The organism is Paraburkholderia tropica (assembly GCF_014171495.1).
Lineage (GTDB): Bacteria > Pseudomonadota > Gammaproteobacteria > Burkholderiales > Burkholderiaceae > Paraburkholderia > Paraburkholderia tropica.
In genome coordinates, this window is record NZ_CP049134.1 from 185824 (window position 1) to 203494 (window position 17671).

The 17671-nt window shown below is 66.7% G+C and carries 16 protein-coding genes; 8 read left to right on the forward strand and 8 right to left on the reverse strand.

The window, feature by feature from the left end; genetic code table 11:
* The first annotated feature begins 115 nt into the window (after positions 1-115).
* Complete coding sequence (locus tag G5S35_RS00845) at positions 116-442, forward strand: DUF1840 domain-containing protein (RefSeq protein WP_065062041.1); 327 nt, start codon at positions 116-118, stop codon at positions 440-442.
* Between the two features lie 160 nt (positions 443-602).
* Here G5S35_RS00845 and G5S35_RS00850 read toward each other — a convergent pair whose 3' ends face one another.
* The 7 genes from G5S35_RS00850 to G5S35_RS00880 form a co-directional block, all read right to left on the reverse strand.
* Positions 603-917, reverse strand: a complete 315-nt coding sequence (locus G5S35_RS00850) for a hypothetical protein (RefSeq protein ID WP_375790400.1) — start codon at positions 915-917, stop codon at positions 603-605.
* 137 nt (positions 918-1054) lie between these two features.
* Positions 1055-3772 (reverse strand): methionine synthase, encoded by a 2718-nt coding sequence (metH, locus tag G5S35_RS00855; RefSeq protein WP_110325321.1) that lies wholly within the window; start codon positions 3770-3772, stop codon positions 1055-1057.
* A gap of 68 nt (positions 3773-3840) precedes the next feature.
* On the reverse strand, positions 3841-4923 hold the full coding sequence (locus tag G5S35_RS00860) for a homocysteine S-methyltransferase family protein (protein WP_065062045.1): 1083 nt from the start codon (positions 4921-4923) through the stop codon (positions 3841-3843).
* Between the two features lie 269 nt (positions 4924-5192).
* Entirely contained in the window at positions 5193-5450 is a 258-nt protein-coding gene (locus G5S35_RS00865) for a BTH_I0359 family protein (protein WP_065062046.1), read from the reverse strand.
* Between the two features lie 167 nt (positions 5451-5617).
* The gene (gene pcaD, locus G5S35_RS00870) at positions 5618-6406 is read right to left on the reverse strand and encodes a 3-oxoadipate enol-lactonase (RefSeq protein WP_183038468.1); all 789 of its coding nucleotides are present in this window, start codon (positions 6404-6406) and stop codon (positions 5618-5620) included.
* Positions 6407-6893: 487 nt separating this feature from the next.
* Entirely contained in the window at positions 6894-8366 is a 1473-nt protein-coding gene (locus tag G5S35_RS00875) for a DUF3108 domain-containing protein (protein WP_183038469.1), read from the reverse strand.
* A gap of 214 nt (positions 8367-8580) precedes the next feature.
* A complete protein-coding gene (locus G5S35_RS00880; RefSeq protein ID WP_183038470.1) occupies positions 8581-9489 on the reverse strand; it encodes an IclR family transcriptional regulator in 909 nt (302 codons plus the stop codon).
* Positions 9490-9650: 161 nt separating this feature from the next.
* Between G5S35_RS00880 and G5S35_RS00885 the strand changes: the two genes are divergently transcribed.
* The 7 genes from G5S35_RS00885 (at position 9651) to rfaE2 (ending at position 17271) form a co-directional block, all read left to right on the forward strand.
* Positions 9651-10640 (forward strand): fumarylacetoacetate hydrolase family protein, encoded by a 990-nt coding sequence (locus G5S35_RS00885; RefSeq protein ID WP_065062051.1) that lies wholly within the window; start codon positions 9651-9653, stop codon positions 10638-10640.
* Between the two features lie 252 nt (positions 10641-10892).
* Positions 10893-12095 (forward strand): ABC transporter substrate-binding protein, encoded by a 1203-nt coding sequence (locus tag G5S35_RS00890; protein ID WP_183038471.1) that lies wholly within the window; start codon positions 10893-10895, stop codon positions 12093-12095.
* 72 nt (positions 12096-12167) lie between these two features.
* Positions 12168-12992, forward strand: a complete 825-nt coding sequence (locus G5S35_RS00895; protein WP_176079439.1) for an enoyl-CoA hydratase/isomerase family protein — start codon at positions 12168-12170, stop codon at positions 12990-12992.
* A 174-nt stretch (positions 12993-13166) separates the two neighbouring features.
* A complete protein-coding gene (locus tag G5S35_RS00900; RefSeq protein ID WP_110325329.1) occupies positions 13167-13955 on the forward strand; it encodes a PhaM family polyhydroxyalkanoate granule multifunctional regulatory protein in 789 nt (262 codons plus the stop codon).
* Positions 13956-14018: 63 nt separating this feature from the next.
* Positions 14019-15290, forward strand: a complete 1272-nt coding sequence (locus G5S35_RS00905; protein WP_110325331.1) for a patatin-like phospholipase family protein — start codon at positions 14019-14021, stop codon at positions 15288-15290.
* Between the two features lie 487 nt (positions 15291-15777).
* Positions 15778-16647 carry a ferritin family protein gene (locus G5S35_RS00910; RefSeq protein ID WP_065062058.1) on the forward strand — a complete coding sequence of 290 codons (870 nt, stop codon included), beginning with the start codon at positions 15778-15780 and terminating at the stop codon, positions 16645-16647.
* 141 nt (positions 16648-16788) lie between these two features.
* On the forward strand, positions 16789-17271 hold the full coding sequence (gene rfaE2, locus G5S35_RS00915) for a D-glycero-beta-D-manno-heptose 1-phosphate adenylyltransferase (RefSeq protein ID WP_065062060.1): 483 nt from the start codon (positions 16789-16791) through the stop codon (positions 17269-17271).
* A gap of 49 nt (positions 17272-17320) precedes the next feature.
* Here the strand turns inward: rfaE2 and G5S35_RS00920 are convergent, their stop codons facing one another.
* Positions 17321-17560, reverse strand: coding sequence for a hypothetical protein (locus tag G5S35_RS00920; RefSeq protein WP_065062062.1), 240 nt, complete (start codon positions 17558-17560; stop codon positions 17321-17323).
* Positions 17561-17671 lie beyond the last annotated feature (111 nt).

Here is a 17671-nt window from a genome sequence, read left to right on the forward strand (position 1 = left end):
CAGTTTCGCTTTTCCGCTGGCGCATCTCCGGTTGCAGGGCGCCAGTTACAGCGGGCGCCGGCAACGGCGTCCAGCCCAGGTCAAGCGGACATCAAAAATCATAAAGGGAACAGACATGCTGGTTACATTCAAATGCCACGCGTCGCCTGACGTGACGATGCTGGAAAATCTCGCGCAATATCTTCTTGGCATCATCGGCAAGCGGCTTGGCGAGCGCGGCGTGATCACGCACGAGGAACTCGACACGGCCATCGGTAAGCTCGAGGCGGCCATCGCCACCGACAAGAAGGATCGCGCCGAACACGAAGGCCATTTCCACGAAGGCGAAGACGGCTACGAACATCACGAACTGCCGCCGGGCCTCGCCCAGCGCGCGTTCCCGTTCCTCGACATGCTGCGCGCGGCGAAGAAAGAAGACAACGACATCGTGTGGGGCATCTGACGTGCCCCTGCGCGGACGGCCGCGAACGTCGAGCGTGCTGAGTCTCGAAGCCGACGATGTCGCGCGCTGGGTGTGAGTCGCACGGTGAACTGCAAAAAAGAAAGAGCCCGCTCGATGCGGGCTCTTTGCTTTTTCAAGCGCTGGCGGCGCGTGACGCCGCTTACTCGCTGGCCGCTGCCGGCGCGGCTTCGGCGGCCGAGGCAGCACCTTTCTTGACCTTCTTTTTCTTCGGCTTCTTCACGTGCTTTTCGGTGGGTGCCGAATACGACGACACCGCGCTCGACTCGTGAGGCGCGGCCGGCTGGGCGAACGACGGCTGCGCGAGCGCCGCGACGCCGAAGGCGGTCAACATCAACATCAGCTTCTTCATACGATTCTCCAAAGGCGATTTTATTAAGGACTTGCTGATGATCGAGCCGGCGCGGCGCCGGACGATGCGCGCCGCCGCGTTTGGCCAAGGGTAAAGCGCTGCCATCTTACAAAGCCGAAAAATGACGCGCGCGTAATATTCAGCCTATCGAATGGCATATGTCGGCTGGCCGCAACGCCCGCGTCCGGAGCCTGGCGGCCACGGCGCACGGGCGGAGGTCGCGGCGACTCGCCGACTTTCGCTCAGAGCAGCGGCGCGAGCGCGCGGCGTGCGTCTTCTTCGGAGAGCGCCATGCGGCGGCCGAAGTCCGCGAGCTGGTCCTGGCCGATCTTGCCGACGGAGAAATACGTGCTGTCCGGATGCGCGAGATAGAAGCCCGAGACGCTCGCCGCCGGCAACATCGCCAGCGATTCGGTCACGCTCATGCCGATCTCGTTGGCCTGCAGCACGTCGAACATGTCGCGCTTGACGAGGTGGTCCGGGCAGGCCGGATAGCCCGGCGCCGGACGGATGCCCGCGTACTTCTCGGCGATCAGCGCGTCGTTGTCGAGCGTCTCGCCCGACGCATAGCCCCACAGGTCGCGGCGCACGCGTGCGTGCATCGCCTCGGCGAAGGCTTCCGCGAAACGGTCGGCGAGCGCCTTGAGCATGATCGCGCTGTAGTCGTCGTGATCCTTCTCGAACTGCGCTTCCTTCACGTCCACGCCAATGCCCGCGGTGACCGCGAACATGCCGATGTAGTCGGCCTTGCCCGAGTCCTTCGGCGCGATGAAGTCGGCGAGACAGCGGTTCGGGCGCATCACGCCGTCCACCACCGGACGCACCGACTGCTGGCGCAGATTGCGCCACGTCATCGCGACTTCCGTGCGCGAGTCGTCGGTGTAGATCTCGATGTCGTCGTCGTTGACGGTGTTCGCGGGCAAGAGCGAGATCACGCCGTTCGCCTGCAGCCAGCGGCCCTGGATCAGGCGCGAGAGCATCGACCTGGCGTCGGAGAACACCTTGCGCGCCGACTCGCCGACGATCTCGTCGTTGAGGATCTGCGGATACGGACCGGCCAGATCCCAGGTCTGGAAGAACGGGCCCCAGTCGATGTATTGCGCCAGCTCGTTCAGGTCGTAGTTCTTGAACACGCGGCGGCCGATGAACTTCGGCTTCACGGGTTCGAAGCCGGTCCAGTCGATCTTCGTCTTGTTGGCGCGCGCGGCTTCGAGCGTGACCATCGGCTGCGCCTTCTTGTTGGCGTGCTGCTCGCGAACGCGGTCGTAATCGGTCTTGAGTTCGTCGATGTACTTCGCTGCGCCTTCGTCGGACAGCAGGCTCGACGCCACCGACACCGAGCGCGACGCGTCCGGCACGTACACGACCGGGCCTTCGTAGTGCGGCGCGATCTTCACGGCCGTGTGCACGCGCGAGGTGGTCGCGCCGCCGATCAGCAGCGGAATCTTCTTCACGCGGAAATAGTCGTCGCGCTGCATTTCGCTCGCGACGTAGGCCATCTCTTCGAGCGACGGCGTGATGAGGCCGGACAGACCGATGATGTCCGCGCCCTCGACCTTCGCCTTCGCGAGAATCTCGTTGCACGGGACCATCACGCCCATGTTGACCACTTCGAAGTTGTTGCACTGGAGCACGACCGACACGATGTTCTTGCCGATGTCGTGCACGTCGCCCTTCACGGTCGCGATGACGATCTTGCCCTTCGCGCGCACGTCCGCGCCCGATTCGGCGAGCAGACGCTTTTCTTCCTCGATGAACGGAATCAGGTGCGCGACGGCCTGCTTCATCACGCGCGCCGACTTCACCACTTGCGGCAGGAACATCTTGCCCTGACCGAACAGGTCGCCGACGATGTTCATGCCGTCCATCAGCGGGCCTTCGATCACGTTGATCGGACGGCCGCCGCCGCCCATGATCTTCTGGCGCGCTTCCTCGGTATCTTCGACGATGAAGTTCGTGATGCCGTGCACGAGCGCATGCGCAAGACGCTTCTCGACGTCCTGATTGCGCCACTCCAGGTTCTCTTCCTTCTTCGCCGCGCCGGTCTTGAACTTGTCGGCGATTTCGAGCAGACGGTCGGTGGCGTCGTCGCGGCGATTGAGCACCACGTCTTCGACGCGCTCGCGCAGTTCGGCGTCGAGATCGGCATACACGCCGAGCTGGCCCGCGTTCACGATGCCCATGTCCATGCCCGCCTGGATGGCGTGGTAGAGGAACACGGTGTGGATCGCCTCGCGCACCGGGTCGTTGCCGCGGAACGAGAACGACACGTTCGAGACGCCGCCGCTGATCTTCGCGTGCGGCAGGTTCCGCTTGATCCAGCGCGTGGCTTCGATGAAGTCCACCGCGTAGTTGTTGTGTTCCTCGATGCCCGTGGCGACCGCGAAGATGTTCGGGTCGAAGATGATGTCTTCGGGCAGGAAGCCGACTTCGTTCACGAGCACGTCGTACGAGCGCTGGCAGATCTCGATCTTGCGCTGATACGTGTCGGCCTGGCCGGTTTCGTCGAACGCCATCACCACGGCCGCCGCGCCGTAACGGCGGATCAGCTTCGCGTGATGGATGAACGGCTCCTTGCCTTCCTTGAGCGAGATCGAGTTGACGATGGCCTTGCCCTGCACGCATTGCAGGCCCGCTTCGATCACGTCCCACTTCGACGAATCGATCATGATCGGCACGCGCGCGATGTCGGGCTCGGAGGCGATCAGATTCATGAAGCGCACCATCGCCGCTTTCGAATCGAGCATCGCCTCGTCCATGTTGACGTCGATGATCTGCGCGCCGTTTTCGACCTGCTGGCGCGCGACTGCGAGCGCCTCGTCGAACTGGCCGTTGAGAATCATGCGCGCGAACGCCTTCGAGCCGGTCACGTTGGTGCGCTCGCCCACGTTGATGAACAGCGTGCCGTCCGTCACGTTGAACGGTTCGAGGCCGGAGAGTCGCAGGGTATGGTCAGTCATGGCGGGGGACCGGGTCGTCAGGGTTCGTCGGTGTGTCGTTTAAGGGTAGCGGGGCGTGTCGGCGCGTCTTATTCGACGTCGCGATACTGGCCCGGCCAGCGGCGCGGCTTGATCTCTGCGAGCGCCTTCGCGATGGCCGCGATGTGTTCGGGCGTGGTGCCGCAGCAGCCGCCGGCGACGTTCACGAGACCGGCCGTGGCGAACTCCTTCAGGAGCCCCGAGGTGTCGGCGGGCAGTTCGTCGAAGCCGGTGTCGCTCATCGGGTTCGGCAGGCCCGCGTTCGGGTAGCACGACACGTAGGTGTCGCACAGCTTCGCGAGTTCGGCGATATACGGGCGCATCAGCGCCGCGCCGAGCGCGCAGTTCAGGCCGAACGTGAGCGGCTTCGCGTGACGCAGCGAATTCCAGAACGCCTCGACGGTTTGACCCGAGAGAATGCGGCCCGAGGCGTCGGTGACGGTGCCCGAGATCATGATCGGCAGGTTCTCGCCGGTGTCCTCGAACAGCTGGTCGAGCGCGAACAGCGCGGCCTTGGCGTTGAGCGTGTCGAAGATCGTCTCGACGAGGAACAGATCGCAGCCGCCGTCCATCAGCGCCTTGGCCTGCTCGTAGTACGCGCGGCGCAGTTCCTCGAACGTCACGTTGCGCGCGCCCGGATCGTTGACGTCGGGCGAGATGCTCGCGGTCTTCGGCGTCGGTCCGATCGCGCCCGCGACGAAGCGCGGCTTGTCGGGCGTCGAGTACTGGTCGCACGCGGCGCGCGCGAGTTTCGCCGACTCCACGTTCATCTCGATGGCGAGTTCGCCCATGCCGTAGTCGTCCTGCGCCACCGTGGTCGCGCCGAACGTGTTGGTTTCGATGATGTCCGCGCCCGCGGCGAGATACTGGTCGTGAATCTCGCGGATGATCTGCGGCTGCGTGAGCGAGAGCAGTTCGTTATTGCCCTTGATGTCGCGCGGATAGTCCTTGAAGCGCTCGCCGCGATAAGCGGCTTCGTCGAGCTTGTAGCGCTGGATCATCGTGCCCATCGCGCCGTCGAGAATCAGGATGCGCGAAGCGAGCAGCGCGGGCAGCGCGGCGCCGCGCGTGTAGCGGGTGGGCGCGGAAGTGTTCGCGGCGGGACGCGAAACGGTGTCGGCAGGCTGGTTCATGGGTCGCGAGCGGGCGTGGAGCCGGTTGGACGGGGAAACCCGTTATTGTAGCCGCAGCCGGGGCGCCGCGCTGGCGCGCAAGGCCCGCAGCGGGCTGGGGGCGAGGGCGCGCGGGCGCGCAGCGGCGAGGCGTGAGAACTGGCGCGTCGCGCGGACGAAGCAAACCCGCCGGACAAAGAAAACCCCGCGCGACCGCGAGGCCAGGCGGGGTTTTCCGGGCGGGGTGCCGCCGCTGCGCGTCGCCGGTTCGCGGCGACGCGCTCAGAGGGTCAGTGGAGCACCACGGGTTGCTGCATCAGACTGTCGAACTGTCCGAGGAATTCGTCAACCTCGTCGAGCGACTGGTCTTCCTCCATCAACTTCTGTACGTCTTCGCGAAAACGCGCGGCCATTGCGCCGTCGATGAAGATCTCGCGACGCGAGTTCTTGTCGACGATCTCGTACCCGCCCGAGCGCATGGCGACATGGCCGTCCTGCGGCGGAAACTCGACAACGCAATAATTCGGACTGTTGTAGATCATCTGCATGGCGACACTCCTTTTTCCTGCGCTCCCTCACTGCTTGAGTTGATACATGGAGCGTTCGTTCTGGAATTCAAGGGGTGGGTCCCACTGCACCTCTTGTTTTCGACTGCTCTCCCTCGGGGTTCCGTCTGTTTCAGTCTTTGCTTCGTGATGCTACCGGGTGCAACTTCTTAGACCTGCTGGCGAAGAAACGTTTCAAGCAAGGCCGCGAATCCTTGCGACTCCTCTACCGGGGCCAGATGCGCGGCGTCGAGCAATTCGTAGCGTGCGCCCGCGATGGCCCGCGCGAGTGCTTCGGTGTGTGCGGGCGGCGTGCCGCTGTCGTGACGCCCCGCGACGGCGAGCGTGGGCACGCGCAGCCGCGCGAGCCGCTCGTGCACGTCGAAGTCGCGTAGCGCCTCGCAGGCGCGTGCATAACCTTCAGCAGGCGTGCGTAACAACACGTCGCAGACTTGCGCGACCGTATCGCGATGCGTCCGGCGGAAATCCGCCGTGAACCAGCGCGCCATCGTCACGTCGGCGAGCGCGGCGAGACCTTCGCGTCGTACGAGCGCGGCGCGCTCGTTCCAGCTCTCGCGCGCTTCGGGCGCGGTGCGGCTCGCGGTGTCGCAAAGCGTGAGTGAGAGCACGCGCTCCGCGTAATCGAGTGCGAACTGTTGCGCAATCATGCCGCCCATCGACATGCCCACGAGATGCGTCGCGCGAATGTCGCGGTCGTCGAGCAGCGCGGCGAGATCGGCGGCGAGTTCGCGCATGCCGAAAACCTCGTGCGCGACCGCGCTGCCGCCATGGCCGCGCACGTCGTAGCGCAGCACGCGATGACGATGGCGGAAGTGTCCCGCAAGCGCATCCCACACCGTGAGATCGCCACCCAGCTGGTGAATGAACGTCAGCGCCGGGCCCCCGCTGCGGTCTTCGAAGACGTAGCGCGTATCGATGCCGTTGACAGTCGCTTGCATGCGTTCCTCCTTCACCGTAGTGGGTTGGGAGTCAGGCTGATTGCGCGGTACTGCCCGAACGCACGGTTGTCGCAAGCGGCGCGCCTGAAAGCGGCGCGCGATGATGCCGACCGGCGTTCATGGCGCTATCCGTGATGCATCGCGGACGTTCGTGAGTCTCTTGCCGTTATGTGCAACGGTTGTGCGTGACGCTGTATTCCGTGTTGCGTACGACACGGCCTCCCTCGAGCCGTTTCTTCAGTCCTTTCTGTTGCTCGCCTTGCAGTCGTTCTGCGTGACTTCGCGGGGCGCTCGAAGGCTGGTGCCGGGCGCTGCGCCGCGTAAGCGGCAGACGGTGCATAGCCGTCTGCGCGCGTGGTCAAAGCGGGTCGCTTTGTCGATTCCAGTATGCGCTATTTCCCAAAACCGTGCGGAAAGATGGGCGGCTTTTGCGGCGTGCGCGCGACTTCTTTGCGACCCAGTGTGCGCTGACGCGCGCAATGGCGTTTCAGGGATGAAGCGGAGCGTCGGCGGGCGGCAGCGAGGGCGTTGCAGGCGATGAAGATTCCGGCGTCGCCGAGGGCTGCGCGACCGCTGGCGCATCGGTTGGCGCGGCGTTGCTGTTCTCGCTGCCGCCTGCCGTGGGGGCGGCTGCGGACGAGGCATCCGGCGTGGCCGGCGGCGCATTCGTCATATCGGTCGACGGCGTGGAGGGCGCGGCATTCGGCGAGGCATTCGTCGGCACTGCATTCGGCGCAACATTCGACGCTGCGTCCGGCGCTGCATTCTGCGTGGCATCCGGCGCAGCGTTGCTTGCGCTGGTGCCGCCTGGCGGCACCAGCGCGCCGCGCCAGACCAGTTCGAATTCGTTGCCGTTCGGCTCCGTCTGCATGATGCGCACGGGCAGCCAGCCGAGCGCGGGCGCGAGCCAGACGTCGATGCGGCGTTTGTCGCCGTCATGGCGCGGCAGGCGCATGAAATGACGCGCGGTCACGTAGCCGTGATCGGTGCTCACCGTTTCGTCGCCGATGGTGGTGATGGGCCAGCTCTCGCCGCTGTCGTTGTCGGCGACATAGAACTCGCGCGTGACGCCGGGCTTGTACGTCTCCGGATCGCCGCGCACCAAACTCGCGAGTTGCATGACCATGCTGAAGCGGTCCTGCGCGCCGTCGGGCAGCGCGAGCGAATTCGGCGTCCGCGTAAAAACGATCTGCTTCTGGTCGCGATTGAACACGGTGACGTCGGCGGGACGGCGGCCGCGTTTCTCGATGTACTGATCGGGCGCGAGGCCGAACGGATCGACGTGCCCCTTGCTGGTCCAGCTGAAGGTGCCGACGAAAGGCAGCGGCACTTCGACGACCATCTCGTAGTGCTGGCCGTCGCTCTTCCAGTGGATCGTGCCGGGCTGATTGCGCACGCCGTTATAAAACGTGTCGTACTGCAATTCGCCCGACGGCGGCACCGAAAACTTGAGGCCGTGCGAGGCCTGGGCGGCTTGTGCCGCCGGGTTGTTGCCGTTGCCGCCGCCCTTGGCCGCGGCGGTCCCGCTCGCGCCGGTCGCGGCGCTGGCGGCCAAAGCGTCCGACGCCGCCGAAGCGTCCGAAGCTGCATCCGCGCTCGATGCCGGCGTGTCGGGCGCGGCGGCGACTTTGGGGTGCGGATGAGGCTGCGGCGGCGCGACGGCCTGCAGCGTGTGCGGCGGCGGCGGCGCGCGTTTGGCCGGAGCCGGTCTGGCGGGCTTCGACGCGGGCGTCTGCGCCGCGCCGGCGGGGCGCGCCTGCTGCTCGATACGCTCGGTCTTGAGCAGACGCACCTGCACGGGCACATGCACTTTCTCGGCCGACGGCGGCGCGCCGTGATGACGCTCGAACCACTCGGCGGCGAGCCAGTGCAGCACCGTCACCGCGACGAACACGGCCACCCAGCGCCAGGGGCGCGATCCGGCGGGGTTGCGGCGGTTTTCGGTGGCGGAGGTGGACATCGGCGGGGCTTGGCGTCGTCGGGGCGTCGGGGTTCAGGTGCGGCTGGATGGGCGTGTGTCGCAGGCGTTACTGTGACATGTCGCACCCACGCGCTGCAAAAAGGCGCGCGCGGGCTCGCGAAACGACGCAGAAGCAACGCAGAAGCAACGCAGAAGCCCAACCCCGGCGCACGCCGCGTGCCGTCCGCCGCCGCTTCGCTGCTTCGTCGCTTCGTCAGCGTTCCGCGGGGCTGTACCCCAATTCGTACGACAGCTTGTCGGCGCACGCGCGCAGCGCCGTATCCACCGCGCCGTTCCAGCCGATATCGAACGCCCCTTCGTGGCCGAGCGCGATCAGCCCGAGCGCCAGTTCGCCGCTCGCGTCGAACACCGGCGTGCAGAACGCGTGGATGGTCGGCAGCAGCATGCCTTCCACGCGCGCCGCGCCGTGCTCGCGCACGTCAGCGAGCGCGCGTTCGAGTTCGTCGGCCGTGCGCGGCGTGGAGCCGTACGAGAAGTGCTGCGCGCTGCCCAGTTCGCGCTCGATCATCGGCGCGGTCTTGCTGCGCGGCAGGTAGGCGGCGAACAGCAGGCCGGTCGCGGAGCTGAGCATCGGCATGACGTCGCCGAGCTTGAGCGACGCCTTGGCCGGATGCGTCGATTCCAGCCAGTGCACGACGGTCGGCCCCTGGTTGCCCCACACGGCGATGCCCACGGTGATGTCGAGCGCGTCACGCAGTTCGGCCAGCGCGAGGCGCGCGAGCTTCACGCCGTCCACGCGCGCGAGCCGCGCGAGACCGAGTTGCAGCGCGAAACCGCCGAGTTCGTAGCGCCCGGACAGCGGGTCCTGCGCGACCACGCCAAGGCGCAGAAAGCTCACGAGATAGCGATGCGCCTTCGCCGGGCTCATGCCCGCGCGTTGCGCGAGGTCGCGCAGCATCATCGCGCGCGGCTCGTTCGTCAGCACCTCGAGCAGGCGGAACCCCACTTCGATCGACTGGATGCCCGAGCGCAGTTTTTCCTCGCCGCCTTCGCCGTGTTCCGCGCTTTCGTTGGCGTCGTCGAGATCGGCATCGGTGTCGGCGAGGGCCGTGGACGCGGCGAGAGTGCGGGCGCTGGGCGCGGAGCGGGGGGACTTCGGCATGAAGGCGTCGATGTTTTTGAGGCGGTCGTCGGGGCGGATCGGGGCGCGGCGGATTCAGGCAACGGGTCAGCGACGTGGCAGGCAAACCTGCGCGCTGCTTGGGTCGCGCCGATTCACCATCGTAGAATACATTTCCTCTATCGTCATCCACGCCTCACCACATGAAACTTGCCACGCTGAAGGACGGCACCCGCGACGGCCAGCTGATCGTCGTTTCCCGCGACCTGCGCAGCGCCGCCATCGCCGATGCGATCGCGCCCACGTTGCAGCGCGTGCTCGACGACTGGCGCTTCTACGCGCCGCAACTGCTCGACCTCTACGAAGCGCTCAACCAGGGCCGCGCCCGCAACACCTTCAGCTTCGACGCCCGCGACTGCATGGCGCCGCTGCCGCGCGCCTATCAGTGGGCCGACGGCTCGGCTTACGTGAACCACGTCGAGCTGGTGCGGCGCGCGCGCGGCGCGGAGATGCCGCCCGAGTTCTGGACCGATCCGCTCATGTACCAGGGCGGCAGCGACGACTTCATCGGTCCGACCGACGACATCGTGTGCGCCTCGGAAGCCTTCGGCATCGACTTCGAAGCGGAAGTGGCGGTGATCACCGGCGACGTGCCGATGGGCGCGGGCGCCGACGAAGCGCTCAAGGCCGTGCGCCTCGTCGGGCTGGTCAACGACGTGTCGCTGCGCAACCTGATTCCCGCCGAACTCGCGAAGGGTTTCGGCTTTTTCCAGAGCAAGCCGGCCACCTCGTTTTCGCCGGTCTTCGTCACGCCCGACGAACTCGGCGAGCACTGGCGCGAAGGCCGCGTGCATCTGCCGATGCTGGTCTGGTGGAACAACAAGAAGGTCGGTCAGCCCGACGCGGGCACCGACATGGTGTTCCACTTCGGCCAGCTGATCGCGCACGCGGCGAAGACGCGCAATCTGCGCGCCGGCGCGATCGTCGGTTCGGGCACGGTCTCGAACAAGGACGCGAAGCGCGGCTACTGCTGCATCGCCGAGAAGCGCTGCCTCGAAACCATCGAGCACGGCGAGGCGAGCACGGGCTTCATGAAGTTCGGCGATTCCGTGAAGATCGAGATGCTCGACGACGCGGGCAAGTCGATCTTCGGCGCGATCGATCAGGCCGTCGCGCCGCTCGGCGGCGAGTGAGCGCGCGTCGGCGCATGCAGGGCGCCTGAAAGGGTTTCGCCGGATGCCGCGCGCGCCGCGTGCGGCTACACTGGCAAACGCGCTGACGACGGCGCACCGCCTGTCGCGGTGAGCGCGACATCGCCGTAGAACAAATCCGTAGAGCACGCAGGAAAAGCTGTAGCCGCATCGAAGCCGTACGCAGAATACGCTCGTCCAACATCACGCGATCCGCGCCGCCGCGTGGCTGCCGCGCGATCGACCGGAGACACCATGCCGCGCTTTCGCACCCGCCGCTTTTCCTGGGCGTCCGCCGTTTCGCCTCTTTCGTTTTTTATCCCGCCGCTCTCGTTGCTCGCGCTGTTCGCGTTGCCTTCGCTCGCGTTCGCGCAGATCAAGATCGGTCTCGTGCTTTCGCTGACGGGGCCGGCCGCGTCGCTCGGCATTCCGGCGCGCGATACCGCCGCGATGCTGCCCACGCAGATCGCGGGCCAGCAGGTGCAGTACATCGTGCTCGACGACGCGTCCGACACCACGCAAGCCGTGCAGGACACGAAGAAGCTCATCGACGAGCAACACGTGGACGCGATCATCGGTTCGTCGATCACGCCCAACACGCTGGCGATGCTCGACGTGATCGCGCAAGGCGAAACGCCGACGATCTCGCTGGCCTCGTCGGCGAAGATCATCGAGCCCGTCGACGACAAGCGTCACTGGATGTTCAAGACGCCGCAGACCGACGCGATGATGGCGGGCGCGATCGCCGAACACGCCGCCGCGCACAACGTCAAGACGCTCGCGTACATCGGGCAGGCCGACGCACTCGGCGACGCGTTCTACGCCGAAGTCGCGAAGGCGGCGCAGGCGCGCGGGATTCGCGTCGTCGCGAACGAGCGCTTCAATCGCACCGATGCGAGCGTGACGGGACAGGCGCTGCGCATCGTCGCTGCGAAGCCCGACGCCGTGGTGGTGGGCGCGGCCGGCACGCCCGCCGCGCTGCCGCCGAAGGCGCTCAAGGAGCGCGGCTACACGGGCCTCGTCTATCACAATCACGGTGTCGGCAATCGCGATTTCCTGCGCGTGTGCGGCGCCGACTGCAACGGCACGTTCCTGCCCGCGAGTCCGGTGCTGGTGGCCGCGCAACTGCCCGACAACCGGCCCGAGCGGCGTCTCGCGCTCGACTACATTGCGCGTTACGAAGCGCGATACGGCGCGGGATCGGTGTCGGCGTTCGGGGCCTATGCGTGGGACGCGGGACTGCTGCTCGACAGCGCGATTCCCGTCGCGCTGAAGTCGGCGGCGCCCGGCACGAGCGCGTTCCGTCATGCGTTGCGCGACGCCATCGAAGCCACGCGCGGTCTGCAGACGACCAACGGCGTCGTCAACATGAGCACGACCGATCACCTCGGCCTCGACGCCCGCGCGCGCGTGATGGTCGAAATCGAAAACGGAAAATGGGTCTGGCAGCCGCATTGAGGCGTGTACGCAGCGGCTGTCCCATAAATTGGTCATCCGAAATAAATCAGCAGGATCAGCAAGGAGCGCCTCATGAACGACACCTTTTACGCCCGCTATCACGCCCTGCAGGTGCGTCGGCATCCGCACGGCATCGTCGAGATCGTGATGAGCGGCGAAGGCACGAACAAGAGCGGCCTTGCCACCGCCGACGCGAACATGCATCGCGAACTCGCCGAAATCTGGCGCGACGTCGACCGCGATCCGGACGCGCGCGTGGCCGTGATTCGCGGCGAGGGCAAGGGCTTTTCGGCCGGCGGCGATCTCGCGCTCGTCGAAGACATGGCGCTGCATTTCGACGTGCGCGCACGTGTCTGGCGCGAGGCGCGCGATCTCGTCTACAACGTCATCAATTGCAGCAAGCCGATCGTCTCGGCGATGCACGGGCCGGCCGTGGGCGCGGGTCTCGTCGCGGGGCTGCTCGCCGATATTTCGATCGCCACGAAAAGCGCGCGCATCATCGACGGGCATACGCGGCTGGGCGTGGCCGCGGGCGACCACGCGGCGATCGTCTGGCCGCTGCTGTGCGGCATGGCGAAGGCGAAGTATTACCTGCTGCTCTGCGAGCCGGTGAGCGGCGAGGAGGCGGAGCGTATCGGGCTCGTGTCGCTGGCCGTCGACGAAAACGACTTGCTGCCGAAGGCGTTCGAGGTGGCGAAGCGGCTGGCGAGCGGCTCGCAGACCGCGCTGCGCTGGACCAAGTACGCGCTCAACAACTGGCTGCGGCAGGCGGGACCGAACTTCGATACCTCGCTCGCGCTCGAATTCATGGGCTTCTCGGGGCCGGACGTGCGCGAAGGCGTGCAGTCGCTGCGCGAGCGTCGCGCGCCGGACTTTCCGGGCGGCGATCCGTTCTGATGAGTCATTCGAGCGGCGCGGCATATAAGGTGTCGGCGTGTTGTCCGCGCATTACCGATGTTCACGTGCGCGGTATGATCGACAGGTGTTGTACCTGCTGTCCACGCCGCACGTAACAGTAGCGATGGGCGTGCGCCGCGCGCGCGTCCATTCATCCAAGCGAGGGAGATCCGCATGACCGATTCCGCAGGCGCCGTTCCGCCGTTCCCGGGCTTTCCCGGTTTTCCGCCCGCCGAAATGCTCGACCGCATGTGGGGGATGATGCGCCTCACGCCGTTCGGCAGCGCGTTTCCCGGCAGCGAGCCGGGTGCGGGGCAGGGACTCGGGCCGTCGCTTTCGATGATGTCCGACATGATGACGCCGCTGACCAACATCGAGGAACTCGACAAGCGCATCACCGATCTGCGCGCCGTCGAGCAGTGGCTCAAGCTCAATCTGAGCATGCTCCAGTCGGCGATCCAGGCGCTCGAAGTGCAGCGCGCGACGCTCTCCACGCTGCGCGCGTTCGGCGCGTTCGCGCAAGCGCAGATGAGCCCGCCGCCCGAGCCCGAGCACGCCGCGCCGCGTCAGGCCGAAGCGAAGCCGGGCGCGCGCGCCGAAACCGATGCCGATGCCGCGGACGACGCCGAGCCGCCGCCGGGTTTCGATGCCTCGGCGTGGTGGAACCTGCTGCAATCGCAGTTCAACCAGCTTGCGCAGTTCGCGATGGCGCAGCCGGCCGCGGCGGCGCAGGCCGCGCAGGCGGCGGCCGAAGCGGCGGCGTCGGCGGGAGCTGCGGGAAGCGCGGGCGGCGCGGGATCGTCGGCGGATGCGCACGCAAGCGGCGCGCGGGCCGCGCCGCGCGCGAAGCCGTCGGCCAAGCGCAGCAGCGGCAGTAGCGGCAGCAGCGGCAGCACGGGTGGCGCGAGCCGCACGACGGCGCGCGGCACGAAGAAGGCGCCCGCGCAGCCCGACCAGGGCTGAGGGCGCGCGGCGCGCCGCGCTGGCGGTGCGCGCGGAACATGAGGAACGGGGAGCGTCGGCATCATGCGGCTAGCGCTCGTGATGATGGGCGGCGGAGCACGCGCGGCTTACCAGGCCGGCGCGCTGCGTGCGCTCGCGGAACTCGCCGCGCAGGCCGATCCGCTGCGCCGCGCGATGCCGTTCACGGTAATCTGCGGCACCTCGGCGGGCGCGATCAACGCCACCTCCATCGCGAGTCACGCCGATAACTTCGCGCTCGGTGCCGCCCGTCTCGCCGATTTCTGGGCGGATCTGCGTGCCGACAAGGTCTATCGCACCGACTGGCCCGGCATCGCGGCGGCGGGCGGCCGCTGGCTCGCGGCGCTCGCGTTCGGCTGGGCGACCTTCGGACTCGGCGCGCGACGCACGCCGCGCACGCTGTTCGACAACGCGCCGCTCGCGCACTTCCTCGCCGCCACGCTCGACTTCCACCGCATCGAACAGATGCTCGATCAGCGCCTGCTGCACGCGCTCGCGGTGACGGCGCTCAGCTATTCGTCCGGGCGGCACCTGACCTTCTATCAGGCGAGCGAGCCGATTCAGGCCTGGCGGCGCGCCCAGCGCACGGCGCGCATGGTGGCGCTCACGCCCGAGCATCTGCTGGCGTCGGCGGCGATTCCGTATGTGTTTCCTGCCGTGCGCCTCGAACTCGACGGTCATCACGAATATTTCGGCGACGGCTCGATCCGCCAGATCGCGCCGCTCTCGCCCGCGATTCACTTTGGCGCCGAGCGCATCGTCGTGATCGGCGCGAGCGCGCCGTCGCCCGGCGCAGCCATGCCCGAAGCGCCCGAAGTGGCCGAAGCGCCCGAAGTGCTGATGGCGCGCGCCGACAGCGACGTCTACCCGACGCTCGCGCAAATCGGCCAGCAGGTGCTCGCGAGCGTGTTTCTCGATGCGCTGGGCGCCGACATCGAGCGCATCGAGCACGTCAACCGCATGGTCCTGCAACTGCCGCACACGGTCGCGCCGGAAAGCGGCTGGCGGCATATCGAGGTGCTCGCGATCGGGCCGAGCGAGCGCATCGAGCTGATCGCGGCGCGCCATTTGCAGCGGCTGCCGCTGTCCGTGCGGATGCTGCTCGGCGCGGTGGGCGGCAATCGCGCGTCGGGTGCGGCGTTCGCCAGCTATCTGCTGTTCGAGCGCGAGTTCACGCAGGCGCTGATCGATCTCGGCTACCGCGACACGCTCGCCCGGCGCGACACGCTTCTGAGCTGGCTGAGCGCGCCGTCCGGACGGCCGTCCGGTGTCGCGTCGACGCCGTCCGAGCCGCACCCGGAGGCGTCCCGGAACTGAAAGATCGGCGTGCTATCATGGTGTAAGGTTTTTCTGGCCGTCCAGTCAGAGCGACGGAGCGCCGCGAGCCCGCCTTGAGCCGGCTTCGAGCCTTGTGGCATGCGCCTCCACGCGATTTCCGATGCGATCATCGGGAGACGGCGCTGCGTCATTCTGTCGCAGCGCTGGGACGGTCCGCCGGGGGCCGCCGCGTAACACGCGGGCGAGGCGGCCAGGCGGCGTGGGCAACGCGAACCGGCGGCCCCGCGGACATTTCGGCAGCCGGGTTCGAGGCACGGTGCAACTACCCAGAACCCACGACGGCGCCTTTCACTCCGGCAGCGCGGATTGCCGCTCGACAGGAAACAATCTGTTTAGCCGCGGTGAGATTGCGTCCAGACGGCCGGTTACCGCGTAAAATTAAACGCTTTTCGCCTGTACGCCGCGTGAGGGCACGCGCCGCAGGCGGCACGCTACAAGTCGTCATGCGCAGAACAGGGGCGGGACTATGAACACGATGCTTTATCCGGAACTTTACAAGTCGCTCGAATCGGTCCGATGGGACATGGAGAAGGACATTCCGTGGGACCAATTCGATGCGTCGCTCCTGACCGACGAGCAGGCCGCGACCATCAAGATGAACGCGATCACCGAATGGTCGGCGCTGCCGGCCACGGAAATGTTCCTGCGTGACAACCATCACGACAGCGACTTTTCCGCGTTCATGAGCGTGTGGTTCTTCGAAGAACAGAAGCACTCGCTCGTGCTGATGGAATACCTGCGCCGCTTCAAGCCGGAAATGGTGCCGACCGAAGAAGAACTGCACGCCGTGCGCTTCGAATTCGATCCGGCGCCGCCGCTCGAAACGCTCATGCTGCACTTCTGCGGCGAAATCCGCCTGAACCACTGGTATCGCCGCGCTGCCGAATGGCACACGGAGCCGGTCATCAAGGCCATCTACGAAACCATTTCGCGCGACGAAGCGCGTCATGGCGGCGCGTACCTGCGCTACATGAAGAAGGCGCTCGTGAACTGCGGCGACGTCGCGCGCGCGGCCTTCGCGAAGATCGGCGTGCTGATGGCGTCGGCGCGTCGCACCGAAAAGCCGCTGCACCCCACGAACCTGCACGTGAACCAGGCGCTGTTCCCGCGCGACACGGTGCAATCGCGCCTGCCCGATCCGGAATGGCTCGAGCGCTGGCTCGACGACCAGATCCGCTTCGACGACGGCTGGGAAAAGAAGGTCATCGAACGCATTCTGCACAACCTGTCGATCCTGTTCGAACGCACGTTCAGCACGGCGCAGGAACTGAACCGCTACCGCAAGGAAGTGGTGCAGCGCCTGCAGGCCGAGCAGGGCACGCAGCAGCCGGCCTGACGCCGGCGCGCTTTCAGGCGTGCCTCGCGGCGCGCCCCGAAGCGCCCACGCATCAAGAAAACGGCCCGGTACGCTCGCGCGTCCGGGCCGTTTCACGTTGTTCATTTCCCTGATCCGTTCACTTTTTTCGAGTCACATCCGATGCCCGCTTCCTTCGAACGCAAGATCACGACGCGCGAAGCGCTCGCGCAGATGCGCGCCTCGTTGCCCGGTCCGGTGGTCTTCACCAACGGCGTCTTCGACATTCTCCATCGCGGCCACGTCACCTATCTCGCCGATGCCAGGGCGCTCGGCGCGACGCTGATCGTCGGCGTGAACAGCGACGCTTCGGTGAAGCGGCTCGGCAAGGGCGACGATCGTCCGATCAACAACGAAAACGACCGCATGGCGCTGCTGGCGGCGCTCGAAAGCGTGGATTGGGTGGTGCAGTTCGGCGAGCAGACGCCGATCGAGCTGATCGAAGCCGTGCGTCCCGACATTCTCGTGAAGGGCGGCGACTACGATATGGACGCGCTGCCCGAGTCGGCGCTCGTGCGCGGCTGGGGCGGCAAGGCGCTGGCGATTGCGTTCGAGCACGATCGCTCGACCACCAAGCTCCTGCAGAAGGTGCGCGCGCAATCCTGAGCGATTGCGCGATGCGGGAACGCGCGCGGACCGGCGCCGCGCGCCAGACTTATTGCGCGAGCGTCGACGCCTGGATGGCCGGATCGGCCACCGGGCCGCCCACCACGGGCACGTCCACGGACTCGGACGGCTTGATCGGCCGCACCGTGAGTCCCTCCGGATGGATCTGCCGGTTCAGATGCTGACGTTCGAGCGAGCCCGAAGCGGGCGTGGGGCCGAACAGACCGCGAATCGCCGCGAAGGCGAGCAGGTTGGCGAGAATCAGGATGGCGATCAGCCAGCGCAGCATCGTGTGAAACTCCGTCGAAATCGTGGTTCGAATAGGTGGGCGCCGTGCAATGCAGCGCCTCGATTGGGCTCGGGCTTGAGCCGTGTTTAGCCTGGATTGGCTTGGATTTAG

Bases quoted from the DNA above. Each gene is read 5' to 3' on its own strand.
- G5S35_RS00895 (WP_176079439.1), top strand. From the start codon at position 12,168: ATGAACGACACCTTTTACGCCCGCTATCACGCCCTGCAGGTGCGTCGG.
- G5S35_RS00885 (WP_065062051.1), top strand. From the start codon at position 9,651: ATGAAACTTGCCACGCTGAAGGACGGCACCCGCGACGGCCAGCTGATC.
- G5S35_RS00905 (WP_110325331.1), top strand. From the start codon at position 14,019: ATGCGGCTAGCGCTCGTGATGATGGGCGGCGGAGCACGCGCGGCTTAC.
- G5S35_RS00875 (WP_183038469.1), bottom strand. From the start codon at position 8,366: ATGTCCACCTCCGCCACCGAAAACCGCCGCAACCCCGCCGGATCGCGC.
- G5S35_RS00920 (WP_065062062.1), bottom strand. From the start codon at position 17,560: ATGCTGCGCTGGCTGATCGCCATCCTGATTCTCGCCAACCTGCTCGCC.
- metH (WP_110325321.1), bottom strand. From the start codon at position 3,772: ATGACTGACCATACCCTGCGACTCTCCGGCCTCGAACCGTTCAACGTG.
- G5S35_RS00860 (WP_065062045.1), bottom strand. From the start codon at position 4,923: ATGAACCAGCCTGCCGACACCGTTTCGCGTCCCGCCGCGAACACTTCC.
- G5S35_RS00890 (WP_183038471.1), top strand. From the start codon at position 10,893: ATGCCGCGCTTTCGCACCCGCCGCTTTTCCTGGGCGTCCGCCGTTTCG.
- rfaE2 (WP_065062060.1), top strand. From the start codon at position 16,789: ATGCCCGCTTCCTTCGAACGCAAGATCACGACGCGCGAAGCGCTCGCG.
- G5S35_RS00865 (WP_065062046.1), bottom strand. From the start codon at position 5,450: ATGCAGATGATCTACAACAGTCCGAATTATTGCGTTGTCGAGTTTCCG.
- pcaD (WP_183038468.1), bottom strand. From the start codon at position 6,406: ATGCAAGCGACTGTCAACGGCATCGATACGCGCTACGTCTTCGAAGAC.
- G5S35_RS00900 (WP_110325329.1), top strand. From the start codon at position 13,167: ATGACCGATTCCGCAGGCGCCGTTCCGCCGTTCCCGGGCTTTCCCGGT.
- G5S35_RS00850 (WP_375790400.1), bottom strand. From the start codon at position 917: ATGGCAGCGCTTTACCCTTGGCCAAACGCGGCGGCGCGCATCGTCCGG.
- G5S35_RS00845 (WP_065062041.1), top strand. From the start codon at position 116: ATGCTGGTTACATTCAAATGCCACGCGTCGCCTGACGTGACGATGCTG.
- G5S35_RS00880 (WP_183038470.1), bottom strand. From the start codon at position 9,489: ATGCCGAAGTCCCCCCGCTCCGCGCCCAGCGCCCGCACTCTCGCCGCG.
- G5S35_RS00910 (WP_065062058.1), top strand. From the start codon at position 15,778: ATGAACACGATGCTTTATCCGGAACTTTACAAGTCGCTCGAATCGGTC.